Raw genomic sequence first — 14,020 nt, 5'->3', positions numbered from 1 at the left:
GCGCTAAACCTCAGCCGTTGAACCGAAACCCACCCGATAACTTGCCCTTCAAATACCCCACCAACGCACTCACCGACTTCGGCACATGGGGCGAATACGGCCGAATCAGGTAGATCTCATCGGCAAACGCGCCCTTGAGTGTCCAGGCCTTGAGCACCTGCACCAGCTTGCCGCTGGCCAGCGCAGCGTGGGCGCTGAAGTCTGGGAGCAGGGCGATGCCCAAGTGGTTGAGCGCCGAATCACGCAGGGCTTCGCTGTTGTTGGTGGCGAAGCTGCCGGCGATGGGTACGGTGAGGCGTTCGACGGTTTTGTTGCCGCGCTCGAACGTCCACGCGGGCTGGTCGGTGCCGCGCGGGTAGAACAGGCAGTTGTGCGTGGACAGGTCGCCGGGTTCGCGCGGTTCGCCATGGCGTTGCAGGTAATCGCGGGTGGCGACCAGCACCGAGCCGGTGTCGCACAGTTTCCACGCCACATGGGTTTCCGGCACCTGGAAGCCATGCCGCACGGCCAGGTCGTAGCCCTCGGCCGCCAGTGAACTCAGGGCATCCGACACATCCAGCTGGATACGCACCTGCGGGTACTGCTGCAGGAATTCCGATAAGTGCGGCACCAGCTGTTGTCGGGCGAATGCCACGGGGGCGGTCAAGCGCACCAGGCCACGAATCTCCCCGGCGGAATCGCGCACCGACGAGAAGCTGCGCGCGATTTGCTCATAGGCACCGCGCACTTCACGGGTCAGCGACAACCCGGCATCGGTCAACCGCACACTGCGCGTGGTGCGGGTCACCAGCCGCGTGCCGGTGGCTTTCTCCAGGTCGGAAATGCGCTGGCTGACCGCGGATTTACTCACCCCCAGGCGCGCGGCGGCGGCGGTGTAGGTGCCGTGTTCCTCCAGCACTGAGAGCCAGTGAATGTGGGTCCACAGCCCTTCGATCTCGGATTTTTCCATGGGCTTATTGTTCGCTTATGAGGACAATCAGTTCTTGATTCTGCTCTGGTTTGGAACAAACCGAAAGCCTATCGTGTGTCCCAACGCAACCCACCTGGATCGACTGCCATGACTACAACAATCGAGCACTACATCAACGACCAGCGCGTCAGCCGCGATGATCGCTATCAGGACGTCTACAACCCGGCCACTGGCGAAGTGACCGGCCGCGTTGCACTTGCCAGCAGCCAGACCGTGTCCGAAGCCGTCGCCGCTGCCCAGGCCGCTTTTGCCGGTTGGGCCGACACTCCACCCATCCGTCGCGCCCGCGTGCTGTTCGAATACCTGCACCTGCTGCGTGAGCGCAAGGACGAGCTGGCGCGCATCATCGTCGCCGAACACGGCAAGGTCTTCACCGACGCCCAGGGCGAAGTCGACCGTGGCATCGACATTCTCGAATTCGCCTGCGGCATCCCCAACCTGCTCAAAGGCGAGCATTCCGACCAGGTCTCCCGTGGCATGGACAACTGGACGATGCGCCAACCCCTGGGCGTCGTAGCCGGTGTCACGCCGTTCAACTTCCCGGTGATGGTGCCAATGTGGATGTACCCGATCGCCATTGCGGCGGGCAACACCTTCATCCTCAAGCCAAGCCCGACCGACCCAAGTGCTTCGCTGTTCATGGCCGAACTGCTGCGTGAAGCCGGCCTGCCCAAAGGCGTGTTCAACGTGGTGCAGGGCGACAAGGAATCGGTGGACGCGCTGATCGCGCACCCGGACGTCAAGGCCGTGAGCTTCGTCGGCTCCACGCCGATTGCGCAGTACATCTACGAAACCGGTGCGCGCAACGGCAAGCGTGTGCAAGGCCTGGGCGGTGCGAAGAACCACATGGTGGTGATGCCGGACGCGGATATCGAAAAAACCGTCGACGCCTTGATGGGCGCCGCCTACGGCAGTGCCGGCGAACGCTGCATGGCCATTTCCGTAGCGGTGCTGGTCGGCGATGTCGGTGACAAAGTCATCGCCGCCCTGACCGAACGCGCCAAGCACCTGCGCATCACCGACGGCCGCGACCTCAAGGCCGAGATGGGCCCGATTGTGTCCCGCGCCGCACTGGAGCGCATCAGCGGCTACATCGAACAAGGCGTGCAGGCCGGCGCGCAACTGCTGCTCGACGGACGTGACTATGTACCCACCGAGGCTGGCCTGGAAAGCGGCTTCTGGCTCGGCGCGACGCTGTTCGACCACGTGACCAAAGAGATGAGCATCTACCGCGAAGAAATCTTCGGCCCGGTACTGGCCTGCGTGCGCGTGAATGACTTCGCCGAGGCGGTGAAGCTGGTCAACGACCACGAATTCGGCAACGGCGTCAGCTGCTTTACCCGCGACGGCAACATTGCCCGCGAGTTTGCCCGGCGTATCGAAGTGGGCATGGTCGGCATCAACGTGCCGATCCCGGTGCCGATGGCCTGGCACGGGTTTGGTGGCTGGAAGAAGAGCCTGTTCGGCGACATGCATGCCTACGGCACTGAGGGTGTGCGCTTCTACACCAAGCAGAAATCGATCATGCAGCGCTGGTCGGAGAGCATCGAGCAGGGCGCGGAGTTTGCGATGCCGGTGTCCAAATAACGCTTGGAAGAGCACCGTAGGGCAAAAGTGGGAGGGGGCAAGCCCCTCCCACTTTTGGTTGTTTTTCACTTGAGGGTTGACGGCCAGGCGAATGACGAATACTGTACATAAACACAGTGTTTAAGCGCTGATCAACCAGGATGGCAACATCAGCCACGCCAAACACTGTGTGCAAGTTAACGGATTAACTTAATGCACAGGCTCGTTATACCGAGCCGTTTTTATTGATAGAGAGGGAACTCATGTCCTATCCAGAAAGCAAACTCACCGGCTTGACCGGTTTCGCCCTCGCGGCAAAAGTCACTGGCGGCTGGTCCGGCCCTGTGGTCAGTATCACCACCCTGGATCAACTCAAGGCCAATATTGGCGACACCACCCCACGGGTCTTGGTGATCAACAGTAATATCTCGGCGTCGAGCCTGACCAAAGTCAACTTGGGTGCCAACAAGACCCTGATCGGTTCGTTCCAGAACCGCACGTTGGAGAATATTCACCTGCGTGCAACCGCGCAGTCGCAGAACATTATTCTGCAGAATATTATCTTCAAACATTCGGCGAGCATTAAGGCCAATGACGATATTCAGGTGTACCTGAACTACGGCAGCAAGTATTGGATTGACCATTGCTCGTTTGTCGGGCACAGCTGGTCCACCACTGACGGCAGTGAAGATAAACTGCTGTATATCGGTGAAAAAGCCGATTATGCCACCATCAGCAACTGCTTCTTTGGCAGCCACAAGTACGGCCTGATCTTCGGTCACCCGGCGGATGATAATAAGGCAGAGTTCAACGGTTATCCGCGCCTGACGTTGTGCCATAACCGCTTCGACAACATGGAAGTGCGTGCGCCCGGCTTGATGCGTTACGGTTATTTCCATGTGTATAACAACTACATCAATAACTTCCACCTCGGTTTTACCCTCGCGCAGAACGCCAATATCCTCTCTGAAAGCAACTATTTTGGCGAAGGCAGCCAAAATAAAGGCATGTTGGATGATAAAGGCACCGGGACGTTCACTGATACAAACAGTGTGCCGCCGATCACCAACCAAAAGTCGCCCAAAGCACAATGGACGGCCAGTTCCAACTACGCCTATACCTTGAAGACGGCGGCGCAAGCCAAGGACTTCACACAGAAGAATGCCGGTGCCCAGGCTGCGGCGCTGGTATTCGGTAGTTGAGTAGCTAGCTTTCTACTGAGCTGTCATTTATTGCAAGTGCCACTGTATTTATATCAAGGATATAAATACAGTGATGGCCTTTGTAATATAAATAATTCTTCATGTTGCGATAAGCAAGTGCCCATGTTAAACCTTGGTGCGCACTTGCAGAGCCAACTATCTCTTGCTCTTTCAGTCAGTATTAAGTTGCTGGCTGCCAGGTGCTATTTAATCTTCGCTTGTCACTTAAGCGTTAGCAAAAGGACATCATCATGAAACATGCGAATCACACACCCACTCGCTGGACACGGGCCGATGCGCTGAAAGTTAATGAGAATGACCCGACGACGACACAGCCGTTAGTGAGTCCTGACTTTCCTGTCATGAGTGACACGGTCTTTATTTGGGACACCATGCCATTGCGTGAACTGGATGGCACGGTGGTATCGGTGAATGGCTGGTCAGTGATCTTCACCCTGACCGCCGACCGTCGCCCCCATGATCCACAATTCATCAATGCCGATGGCCGTTACGACATCAAGCGCGATTGGGAAGACCGCCATGGTCATGCGCGGATCTGCTACTGGTATTCGCGTACCGGCAAGGACTGGATCTTCGGCGGCCGTGTCATGGCCGAAGGGGTTTCGCCGACCACCCGTGAATGGGCGGGCACGCCGATCCTGTTGAATAACAACGGTGACATCGACCTGTACTACACCTGCGTCACGCCGGGTGCCACGATTGCCAAAGTCAGGGGCCAGGTTGTCACGTCAGACACCGGTGTCACCCTCCAGGGCTTTGATCAGGTCAAGTCGTTGTTCGACGCCGACGGCACCTATTATCAAACCGAAGCCCAGAATGCGACCTGGAACTTTCGCGATCCCAGCCCCTTTATCGATCCCGTCGATGGCAAGTTGTACATGGTGTTCGAAGGCAATGTGGCCGGCGAGCGCGGGACTCACGAAGTGGGCCCGAATGAAATAGGCCTGGTGCCGCCAGGGCATGAAGATGTCGGCGGTGCGCGTTATCAGGTGGGCTGTATCGGCATCGCGGTTGCCAAAGACCTCAACGGTGACGAGTGGGAGATTTTGCCGCCGCTGGTGACTGCCGTCGGGGTGAATGACCAGACCGAACGGCCGCACTATGTGTTCCAGGACAACAAGTACTACCTGTTCACCATCAGCCACAAGTTCACCTATGCCGATGGCGTGACGGGGCCGGATGGCGTCTATGGGTTCGTCAGCGATCACCTGTTCGGCCCCTATACGCTGATGAATGCGTCGGGGCTGGTACTCGGTAACCCGCCTTCGCAGCCGTTCCAGACGTACTCTCACTGCGTGATGCCCAACGGCCTGGTGACGTCGTTTATCGACAGCGTGCCCACCACCGGCGATGACTACCGCATCGGCGGCACCGAGGCGCCGACGGTCAGGATCGTGTTGAAGGGCGCTCGTTCGTTTGTGCAGGAGGCTTATGACTACGGCTACATTCCGGCGATGCGGGATGTGGTGTTGAGCCAGTAAACCCAGTGCAAAACCCAGCCTGATTCATCAGGTGTAAACCGATCCAAATGTGGGAGGGGGCACGCCCCCTCCCACTTTTTTTTGACCGCATTTCAGCCTGTCTTCAACGCTCAAGTCCCCGCCCACCTGGCCGATACAGGCACTAGCACCACGAGTGATCCCGAACGCGTAGGTGCACGCCTGGTCGTCGCTCAGGTCAACGAATAAAAATCAAATGGGGTGGCCATGACCATATTGCAGCGTGTGATCGGCGGGTTTGCGGTGTTGGTGCTGTTACTGCTAGTCATGGCGGGGATCAGTTATCAGAACACGCAGTCCATCAGCAGTCGCTTGAACATTATCACCGGCGAGTCGGCACCCTTGAGCCGGGCCGCCAGTGAGCTCTACGTGCACATCCTGCGCGCCAACCAAGCGTTGCTGGCCATTCAGATCAGCACCGACCCCAAGCAGATCGAGGACGGCAAGCGACCGTTCACCGAGAGCATCGCCCAGTTCAATCAATTGCTCGACAGCACCGTTGCCTATACGGGCGAGCATGAGGCACTGCGGGCGAACCTGGCGCAGCAGCGCCAACAGGTAGCGGCCTACGCGGAACAGGCGCAGGCGTTGATGGCGTCCCACTCGCAACATGTGCAGCAGTTGGCGCTGACGCGCAAACTGCAAGGCTACAGCAGTGCGCAGGCGATGCAGCTGACCAGCTATTTGCGCGATTACATCGCGCATGCGCGCAGTGTCGGCGAGCCGCAACAGGTGGCCGCAGCGGAAAAGCTGCTGTTGGAAGTCAACAAATCCTACGATGGCTTCGCGGCTCATACCGTCACGCCGGCCATTGATAAATTACAGCGTGTGCTCAATCTGCAGGACGAAGTGATCAGCACCCGGGCCCAGGCCCTGGCGGCGATTGACCCCCGGGTCGGGCGGATTGCCGGCGTCATGGTCAATCGCCTGCTGACTGACCTGACCGCCCCTGACGGCCTGTTCCAGGCTTATCAGGTGGAGGCAAAACTGGCCGCGCAGGTGCAGCAGCAACGCAATGCGGTTGACGCGGCGCTGAAAGCCACCTTGGACAAGATTGGCGAGTTCGGCAGCCAGTCCCTGGAGGTCGCCAACCAGGCCAGTCAGTCCGCCAATGCCACCATCGGCACCAGCCGCAGCTTGCTGTTGATCGCGTGTGTGCTGGCGGTGCTGGCGGCGGTATTGATTGGTACGTGGGTCGCCTTCAGTCTGCGACGTCCGCTGGCGGCGTTTCGCGAAGTCCTCAAGACGCTCACGGCGGGGGACATGCGGGTCAGTTTCGATGTCAGCCGTAAAGATGAGTTCGGTGAGTTGGGCGGCTACCTGAACGAACTGACCAAGGCCCTGCAGAAAACCTTCCGTGAATTGATCAGCTCTGCCGATGCGCTGGCTGTGACCGCGGGCAGCAACGCCTTGAACAGCGAGCAGACCACCCGTGTGGTGGATGAGCAGAAGGACCGGTTGCAATCGGCAGCCTCGGCCATGACGCAGATGGAAAGCACGGTCGAAGAGGTGGCTCGGCGTGCGCAGGACACCCGCCAGGCCGTGGACGACACCAGCGAACTCACGCACAAGGTGCAGGCGCGCGTGGCCGAGACCATCGTCAATATCCGCCAGCAGGCCGACCAGGTGAACAAGGCCACGCAGGTGACCGATGAGTTGCAGAAGTACGGGCAGAATATCGAGGGCATTGTTGTCGCCATTCGCACCATTGCCGAACAGACCAACCTGCTCGCCCTCAATGCGGCGATCGAAGCGGCCCGTGCCGGCGAGCAGGGACGCGGTTTTGCGGTGGTGGCCGATGAAGTGCGCTCCCTGGCCAGCCGTACCCAGACCTCGACCAGCGAAATCCAGGACATGATCGGGCTCATGCAGGAAAAGATTCACTCGGTGGTGCACGTGATGAACGAAAGCCAGGCGCAGTCCACCCAGTGCGTGTCCCTCGCCTCGGGCGCGGGTGACTTGCTGCTGTCGATGAGCGACTCGGTCGACAGTATCCGCGACATGAATATCCAGATCGCCGCCGCCACCGAGGAGCAGAGCGCCACGGTGCAGGAAACCAGTCGGATGGTTATCCAGATCAACGATTCGGCCCAGCAGACGGCACATGGCGCCGAGCAGTCCGCCATCAGCAGCCACGAGCTGTCGGACATGGCCAAGGTGCAGCGCGAGCTGCTCCATCATTTCAGCGTTTGAGCCGCGGGAGTCAGAACATGAAAGCATGGTTAATCCTCGCCTTGGGGGCGACGCTGTTCATTCCGGGCCCAGCCCAGGCCGCCACGCCCTTGCTGGGTGTGGGCATGGCAAAGTACGACGATAACTTCCAGACCCTGCTGCGCAATGGGGTGCAGCAACAGGCCAGCGTCATGAACGCCGACATCTTTATGGAGAACGGGCAGGACAGCGTCGATTTGCAGATGCGCCAATTCCGCAACCTGGTCAATTCCAAGGTGGATGCGATCATCGTCGCAATGGTCGACGGCAAAAGTGCGGCGCAGATGATGCAGCTGGCCTCGGACGCCAACATCCCGCTGGTCTTCGTCAACCGCAATCCGAATCCGCAAAAGTGGCCGGCGCAGACCGCGTTTGTCGGCTCCAACGAGCTGGAGTCGGGTACTTTGCAGATGGAAGAGCTGGCGCGCCGCGCCGGTTACAAGGGCAACGTGGTGATTCTGGTGGGCGACCCGGCCAACGCGTCCTCCTTGATGCGCACCGAGGACGTGGAGAAAGTCGTCGCCAAATACCCCGATATGAAAGTCGTACAGAAAAAAGTCGGCAACTGGGAGCGTAGCCAGGCCGCCACGATTGTCATTGACTGGGTCAAGCAGGGCGTCGATTTTTCGATCATCGCGGCCAATAACGATGAAATGGCGATCGGCGCGATCATGGGGCTGGAAAAGGCCGGCAAGCAGGCCAAGGACTACTGGGTCGGTGGCATCGATGGCACCCCGGACGGTTTGAAATTGATGGCAGAGGGCAAGATGGCGGTCAGCGTGTTCCAGGATGCCGCCGGCCAGGCCGGCGGCGCAGTGGACACCGCGCTGCGCCTGGTACGCGGCGAGGTGCTGGAGTCGACGGTGGTCTGGGTGCCGTTCAAGTTGATCACGCCTGAGAATCGCCAGGCGTTTGAGTAGGGACGTGGCGCAGACTGACCACCTCGCTCCAACCTTGGAATGCAGTCAAATGTGGGAGGGGGCTTGCTCCCGATAGCGGTGAGTCAGCCAGCTTATCTGTAGCTGACCCACCGCTATCGGGAGCAAGCCCCCTCCCACAGGGTTATGGGTTGTTAGTGAGAACGGGCGTCAGCGCCGCCCCGTGCGCGTACTCACATCCACCCACACCGCCAATACCAGGATGCTGCCCTTCACAATCATCTGCCAGTAACTGTCCACATCCAGCATCGACATACCGTTATCCAGGCTGGTAATCACCAGCGCCCCCAGCAATGCGCCATACACCGTACCCGAGCCGCCGCGCATCGACGTCCCCCCAATAAAGCACGCAGCGATGGCATCCAACTCGCCCATATTGCCCGCTGACGGTGAGCCGGCAGCCAAGCGCGCGGTGTTGACCAGGCCGGCGAGGGCGCACATCACGCCCATGATGCCGAAGATCCACAGTTTCACCGCCTGCACGTTGATGCCCGACAGGCGCGTGGCTTCCATATTGCTGCCCACCGCGTACACGCGGCGGCCGAACACGGTCTGGCTGGTGACGTAGCTGAACACGCCGAGCAGCACCAGCAACAGCAGCACCGGTACGGGGATGCCGTCGTAGCTGTTGAGGGTGGTGACGAACCCGGCGAGCACCGCGCCGATCACCCCCACGCGCAGCACATCGCGCATCAGGGCGTGCGGCGCCAAGCCATGCAGCGCGCGGTTGCGCCGTTGTTTCCAGGTCAAAAACAGGGTCAGGGCAAACAGCAAGACCCCAAGGCCAATCCCCACCGAATGCGGCAAATACCCCTGGCCCACATACACCAGCGACGGCGACACCGGCGCGATGGTGGTGCCGCCGGTGATCCCCAGCAAAATTCCGCGAAACGCGAGCATGCCGCCGAGGCCAACGATAAACGACGGAATGCGCAGGTAAGCGGTCATGTAGCCGTTGGCCAAACCGATCATCAAGCCGCACAACGCCACCAGGCTGAGGTTGGCCAGCAGCGGGATGTGATAGACCACATCCAGGATCGCTGCGAGCCCGCCCAATAATCCCAGCAACGAACCCACCGACAAATCGATCTCGCCGCTGATGATCACCAGCACCATGCCGCACGCCAGGATGCCGGTGATCGACATCTGCCGCAGCAGGTTGGACAGGTTGCGCGGGGTGAGGAAGCCGCCCTCGGTCTGCCAACTGAAAAACAGCCAGATAAACGCCACGGCGATCACCAGGGCGAGCATTTTGTAGCGAGTGAACAGCTGTTTGACCTGATTCATCTACGCGGTTTTCCGATTGTTATTATTTTGGCTGAGCGCGGCGGCGAGCACCTGTTCCTGGGTGAGCCCCTCGTTGATGAAGTCGCCACGCAACTGGCCGTCGCCGATCACCAGCACGCGGTTGGACACGCCGAGCACTTCGGCCAGCTCCGACGAAACCATGATGATCGACACGCCTTCTGCCGCCAGCGCGCCCATCAGTTTGTAGATCTCGTACTTGGCGCCCACATCCACCCCGCGTGTGGGCTCGTCGAGGATCAGCACCTTGGGCTTGGCCATCAGCATTTTCGCCAGCACGGCCTTTTGCTGATTGCCACCGGACAGGCTGGTGATCGGCAGGAACGGGCTGGCGGTCTTGAGGTGCATGCGTGCGATCTGCTGGTCGATGCTGCCCAGTTCGGCCTCGGCATCGATGCGGGTCAGGTGGGCATAGGTGTCGAGCACCGCCAACGTGATGTTCTGGCCCACGCCCAAGTCGGGAATGATGCCCTGGCGCTTGCGGTCCTCGGGCACCATGCACAGCCCGGCGCGGATCGATTTGAGCGGCGTGCGCGTGTCGATTACCTGGCCGTCGAGCCACACTTCGCAGCTGTAGCGGCCGGGGTAGGCGCCGAACAACGCTGACACCAGCTCCGTGCGCCCGGCGCCCACCAGCCCGGCAATGCCGAGGATTTCGCCGCGCTTAAGCACGAAGGAAATATCGTCGACGCGCTTGCGCTTGGGGTTGTCGACGTCATAGCAGGTGACGTTGCGCGCTTCGAAAATCACCTCGCCGATGGCATGGGGCTCGGTGGGGTAGAGGTTGCTCATTTCGCGGCCGACCATCTGCGTGATGATCTGCGGGATGTCCATGTCGGCCATGGCCGTGGTCGCGATGTGCTTGCCATCGCGGATCACCGCAATGGTGTCGCACACGGCCGCGACTTCATCGAGCTTGTGGGAGATGTACACGCAGGCCACGCCCTTGGCCTTGAGGCCGCGGATGATGTCGAGCAGCACCTCGATTTCCGAGCGGGTCAGGGCCGAGGAGGGTTCGTCGAGGATCAGCAGGCGCGCCTGTTTGTTCAGGGCCTTGGCGATTTCCACCAGTTGCTGGTAGCCGCCGCCGTACTGTGACACCGGCAGCGCGACGTTCATGTCTGGCACCTTGAGCTCGCGCATCAACGCTTCGGCGCGATGGAGCATCGCCGGGTAGTTCATGCGCCCGCCGGGCAAGGTCAGCTCGTGGCCCATGAAGATGTTCTCGGCCACCGACAGGTCGGGCACCAGGGTCAGTTCCTGGTGAATGATGACGATGCCGGCGGCCTCGGTTTCGCTGATGGACTGGGCCCTGAGCGGCTGCCCATCCCAGAGGATTTCGCCCTCCCAAGTGCCATGGGGGTAGACCGCCGACAGCACCTTCATCAGGGTGGATTTACCGGCACCGTTCTCGCCGCACAGGCCGACGCATTCCCCCGGCCGCACCTTGATGTCGATGCCGTTCAGCGCGTGGACACCGCCAAAGGTTTTGACGATGCCGTTCATTTGCAGCAGGTAGTCGGACATACCATGGCTCACACACAGGACTGACGACATGACTGTAGGAGCGAGCTTGCTCGCGAAAAACGCCAAGTCACCGCGTTTATTCAGGCTTTCCGCGTTTTCGTTCGCGATCTTCGCTGGCAAGCCAGCTCCTACAGGCCGATCTGCTCTTTGGTATAGAACCCGTCCTTCTCCAACAGGTCGATATTGGCCTTGGTCAGCGGGGTCGGGGTGAGCAGGATGGTGTCGACTTTCTTGCTGCCATTGTCGTACTGCGAGCTGTAGGTGGGCTTCTCGTTACGCGCCAGCTGCACCGAGAGCTTGGCGGCTTCGGTGGCGATCAGCTTGAGTGGCTTGTACACGGTCATGGTCTGGGTGCCGTCGATCACGCGCTTGACGGCGGCGAGGTCGGCGTCCTGGCCGGAGATCGGCACCTTGCCCGCCAGCTTCTGGGCGGCCAGGGCCTGGATCGCGCCGCCGGCGGTGGCGTCGTTGGAGGCGACGATGGCGTCGATCTTGTTGCTGTTCCGGGTCAGGGCGTTTTCGACGATGCTCAGGGCTTCGGTGGGGTTCCATTCCTTGACCCACTGCTGGCCGACAATCTTGATGTCGCCCTTGTCGATGGCCGGTTGCAGCACCTTCATCTGGCCTTCACGCAGCACCTTGGCGTTGTTGTCGGTGGGGGCGCCGCCGAGCAGGAAGTAATTGCCCTTGGGCGCCGCTTGCAGCACGCCGCTGGCCTGCATTTCGCCGACTTTTTCATTATCGAAGGAGATATACGCATCAATGTCCGCGTTGAGAATCAGGCGGTCATAGGACACCACCTTGATCCCGGCTTTCTTGGCTTCGGCGACGGCATTGGTCAGCACGGTGGCATTGAACGGCACGATAACGATCACATCGACGCCCCGGGAGATCAGGTTTTCGATCTGCGAAATCTGCTTCTGCTCGTTGGCATCGGCGGACTGCACGAAGACCTTGGCATCGAGTTTTTCCGCAGCGGCGACGAAGTAGTCACGGTCGCGGGACCAGCGTTCCAGGCGCAGGTCGTCGATGGAAAAACCGATTTTCGGGTGGGCGGAATCGGCCATCACTGGCAGTGCGAGCAGGGCCAGGGCGGTGGCGAGCAGGGTACGTTTGAATGACTTCATGGTGGTGCGTCCTTTTATTGTTGTTGGAAAGACACTGGGTGAAGACTCTAGGCGAACACTGTAGTTGTGGCTAACCGGCGTGTTGTGGCAAGCCGGGCCTGTTGTGGCGAGCGGGCTTGCCCCGCGTTGGGCTGCGAAGCAGCCCCAAAACCAGGCACCTCGGTGTGTCAGTTAAAAACACATCGCCTGTAATGGGGCCGCTTCGCGCCCCAACGCGGGGCAAGCCCGCTCGCCACACTGTCACCGATAAATAAACCGGTTGACCACCCCCTCCAGCATCTCCTGCCGACCACTCACGGCCTGCGGGTTCAGTTCGTGGGCAAACGCATGTTCGGCCAGCGACTCCAGGCTGAACTCACCGGCCAGCACGGCTTGGCCCAGCGGCTGCTGCCAGCCGGCATAGCGCTGGTCCTTGAACTGCTGCAACTGATCGTTCTGCACCATGGCCGCCGCACGCTCCAGTGACAGGGCGAGTACATCCATGGCGGCGACATGGCCGTGGAACAGGTCGATCTCGTCCAGGCTCTGGCGGCGTACCTTGGAGTCGAAATTGTAGCCGCCATTCTTGAAGCCACCGGCCTTGAGGATTTCATAGGTGGCGAGGGTCATCTCCTCGACGCTGTTGGGGAATTGGTCGGTGTCCCAGCCGTTCTGCGGGTCGCCCCGGTTGGCGTCGATGCTGCCGAAGATGCCCAACGACAAGGCCGTGGCGATCTCGTGATGGAAGCTGTGCCCGGCCAGGGTGGCGTGGTTGGCCTCGATGTTCACCTTGATCTCGTGTTCCAGGCCGTACTCATGCAAAAAGCCGAACACCGTGGCGCTGTCGTAATCGTACTGGTGCTTGGTCGGCTCCTGGGGTTTGGGCTCGATCAGCAGGTCGCCCTTGAAGCCGATCTTGTGCTTGTGCTCCACCACCATGCGCATAAAGCGTCCGAGCTGTTCGCGCTCGCGCTTGAGGTCGGTGTTGAGCAGGGTTTCATAACCTTCACGGCCGCCCCACAGCACATAGTTGGCGCCCTTGAGTCGCAGCGTGGCGTTCATCGCGCTGAACACCTGGGCAGCGGCGTAGGCAAACACTTCCGGGTCCGGGTTACTGGCGGCACCGGCGGCAAAACGTGGGTTGCTGAAGCAGTTGGCGGTGCCCCATAGCAACTTGATGCCGGTCTGTTCCTGATGGCGCTCCAGGTGGTCGACCATCTGCGCAAAGTGGTTGCGGTACTCCTTGAGCGAACTGCCTTCGGGCGCCACATCGGTGTCGTGAAAGCTGTAGTAGTCGATGCCCAGCTTGGAGAAAAACTCGAATGCCGCCTCAGCCTTGCCGATGGCCACCTCCATGGGGTCACCGCTGCGCTGCCACGGGCGCTTGAAGGTGCCCATGCCAAACATATCGGCACCGGGCCACACGAAGGTGTGCCAATAACACGCGGCCATGCGCAGGTGCTCGCGCATCGGTTTGCCGAGGATCAGCTTGTTGGCGTCGTAATGGCGAAAGGCGAGGGGGGCATCGCTGCTGGGGCCCTCGAAGCGAACCTTCTCGACACCGGGGAAGTACGGCATGGCGTTTTCCTTATTGTTCTTGGCGGTGTCTGGATACTAGCAACGGCTCCTGGCTTGCTGATTATGAAAATCACCAAGGGGTGGTGCGATTTTGAGT

Annotated in this window: 10 protein-coding genes and 1 pseudogene; 6 read left to right on the top strand and 5 right to left on the bottom strand. The window is 60.3% G+C overall.

All coding sequences use genetic code 11. The features are described from left to right. Positions 1 to 10 precede the first annotated feature (10 nt). Positions 11 to 949 carry a LysR family transcriptional regulator gene (locus AD670_RS27280; RefSeq protein ID WP_053139578.1) on the bottom strand — a complete coding sequence of 313 codons (939 nt, stop codon included), beginning with the start codon at positions 947 to 949 and terminating at the stop codon, positions 11 to 13. Between the two features lie 108 nt (positions 950 to 1,057). Between AD670_RS27280 and AD670_RS27275 the strand changes: the two genes are divergently transcribed. From AD670_RS27275 to AD670_RS27255, 6 genes and pseudogenes are all read left to right on the top strand, one after another. Next, positions 1,058 to 2,557 (top strand): CoA-acylating methylmalonate-semialdehyde dehydrogenase, encoded by a 1,500-nt coding sequence (locus AD670_RS27275; protein WP_053139576.1) that lies wholly within the window; start codon positions 1,058 to 1,060, stop codon positions 2,555 to 2,557. A gap of 242 nt (positions 2,558 to 2,799) precedes the next feature. Further along, positions 2,800 to 3,738: a pectate lyase gene (locus AD670_RS27270; RefSeq protein ID WP_053139574.1), complete on the top strand. Its 939-nt coding sequence runs from the start codon at positions 2,800 to 2,802 to the stop codon at positions 3,736 to 3,738. 251 nt (positions 3,739 to 3,989) lie between these two features. Beyond that, entirely contained in the window at positions 3,990 to 5,240 is a 1,251-nt protein-coding gene (locus AD670_RS27265; RefSeq protein ID WP_032885445.1) for a glycoside hydrolase family 68 protein, read from the top strand. A 225-nt stretch (positions 5,241 to 5,465) separates the two neighbouring features. Next, positions 5,466 to 6,593 (top strand): annotated as a pseudogene (locus AD670_RS32380) (HAMP domain-containing protein); the annotation flags it as partial. A gap of 144 nt (positions 6,594 to 6,737) precedes the next feature. Then, on the top strand, positions 6,738 to 7,451 hold the full coding sequence (locus AD670_RS32375; RefSeq protein ID WP_371263202.1) for a methyl-accepting chemotaxis protein: 714 nt from the start codon (positions 6,738 to 6,740) through the stop codon (positions 7,449 to 7,451). Positions 7,452 to 7,468: 17 nt separating this feature from the next. Next, positions 7,469 to 8,389: a substrate-binding domain-containing protein gene (locus tag AD670_RS27255; RefSeq protein WP_053139570.1), complete on the top strand. Its 921-nt coding sequence runs from the start codon at positions 7,469 to 7,471 to the stop codon at positions 8,387 to 8,389. Positions 8,390 to 8,557: 168 nt separating this feature from the next. Here AD670_RS27255 and AD670_RS27250 read toward each other — a convergent pair whose 3' ends face one another. The 4 genes from AD670_RS27250 to xylA all read right to left on the bottom strand — a co-directional run bounded on the left by AD670_RS27250 (position 8,558) and on the right by xylA (position 13,923). Beyond that, positions 8,558 to 9,694, bottom strand: coding sequence for a sugar ABC transporter permease (locus AD670_RS27250; protein ID WP_053139568.1), 1,137 nt, complete (start codon positions 9,692 to 9,694; stop codon positions 8,558 to 8,560). Continuing rightward, positions 9,695 to 11,239 (bottom strand): D-xylose ABC transporter ATP-binding protein, encoded by a 1,545-nt coding sequence (gene xylG / locus AD670_RS27245; protein WP_053139884.1) that lies wholly within the window; start codon positions 11,237 to 11,239, stop codon positions 9,695 to 9,697. 128 nt (positions 11,240 to 11,367) lie between these two features. After that, positions 11,368 to 12,366, bottom strand: coding sequence for a D-xylose ABC transporter substrate-binding protein (gene xylF / locus AD670_RS27240; protein WP_053139566.1), 999 nt, complete (start codon positions 12,364 to 12,366; stop codon positions 11,368 to 11,370). 240 nt (positions 12,367 to 12,606) lie between these two features. Further along, on the bottom strand, positions 12,607 to 13,923 hold the full coding sequence (gene xylA, locus AD670_RS27235; protein ID WP_053139564.1) for a xylose isomerase: 1,317 nt from the start codon (positions 13,921 to 13,923) through the stop codon (positions 12,607 to 12,609). Positions 13,924 to 14,020: the final 97 nt, after the last annotated feature.

It is taken from the genome of Pseudomonas sp. MIACH (assembly GCF_001269925.1).
Lineage (GTDB): Bacteria > Pseudomonadota > Gammaproteobacteria > Pseudomonadales > Pseudomonadaceae > Aquipseudomonas.
Note: the sequence above shows the minus strand (reverse complement) of the source record. Positions and strands in the feature narration are given on the sequence as shown.

Excerpts from the sequence above, each read along its gene's own strand:
- AD670_RS27280 (WP_053139578.1), bottom strand. The coding sequence starts at position 949 with ATGGAAAAATCCGAGATCGAAGGGCTGTGGACCCACATTCACTGGCTC.
- AD670_RS27275 (WP_053139576.1), top strand. The coding sequence starts at position 1,058 with ATGACTACAACAATCGAGCACTACATCAACGACCAGCGCGTCAGCCGC.
- AD670_RS27270 (WP_053139574.1), top strand. The coding sequence starts at position 2,800 with ATGTCCTATCCAGAAAGCAAACTCACCGGCTTGACCGGTTTCGCCCTC.
- AD670_RS27265 (WP_032885445.1), top strand. The coding sequence starts at position 3,990 with ATGAAACATGCGAATCACACACCCACTCGCTGGACACGGGCCGATGCG.
- AD670_RS32375 (WP_371263202.1), top strand. The coding sequence starts at position 6,738 with ATGACGCAGATGGAAAGCACGGTCGAAGAGGTGGCTCGGCGTGCGCAG.
- AD670_RS27255 (WP_053139570.1), top strand. The coding sequence starts at position 7,469 with ATGAAAGCATGGTTAATCCTCGCCTTGGGGGCGACGCTGTTCATTCCG.
- AD670_RS27250 (WP_053139568.1), bottom strand. The coding sequence starts at position 9,694 with ATGAATCAGGTCAAACAGCTGTTCACTCGCTACAAAATGCTCGCCCTG.
- xylG (WP_053139884.1), bottom strand. The coding sequence starts at position 11,239 with ATGTCCGACTACCTGCTGCAAATGAACGGCATCGTCAAAACCTTTGGC.
- xylF (WP_053139566.1), bottom strand. The coding sequence starts at position 12,366 with ATGAAGTCATTCAAACGTACCCTGCTCGCCACCGCCCTGGCCCTGCTC.
- xylA (WP_053139564.1), bottom strand. The coding sequence starts at position 13,923 with ATGCCGTACTTCCCCGGTGTCGAGAAGGTTCGCTTCGAGGGCCCCAGC.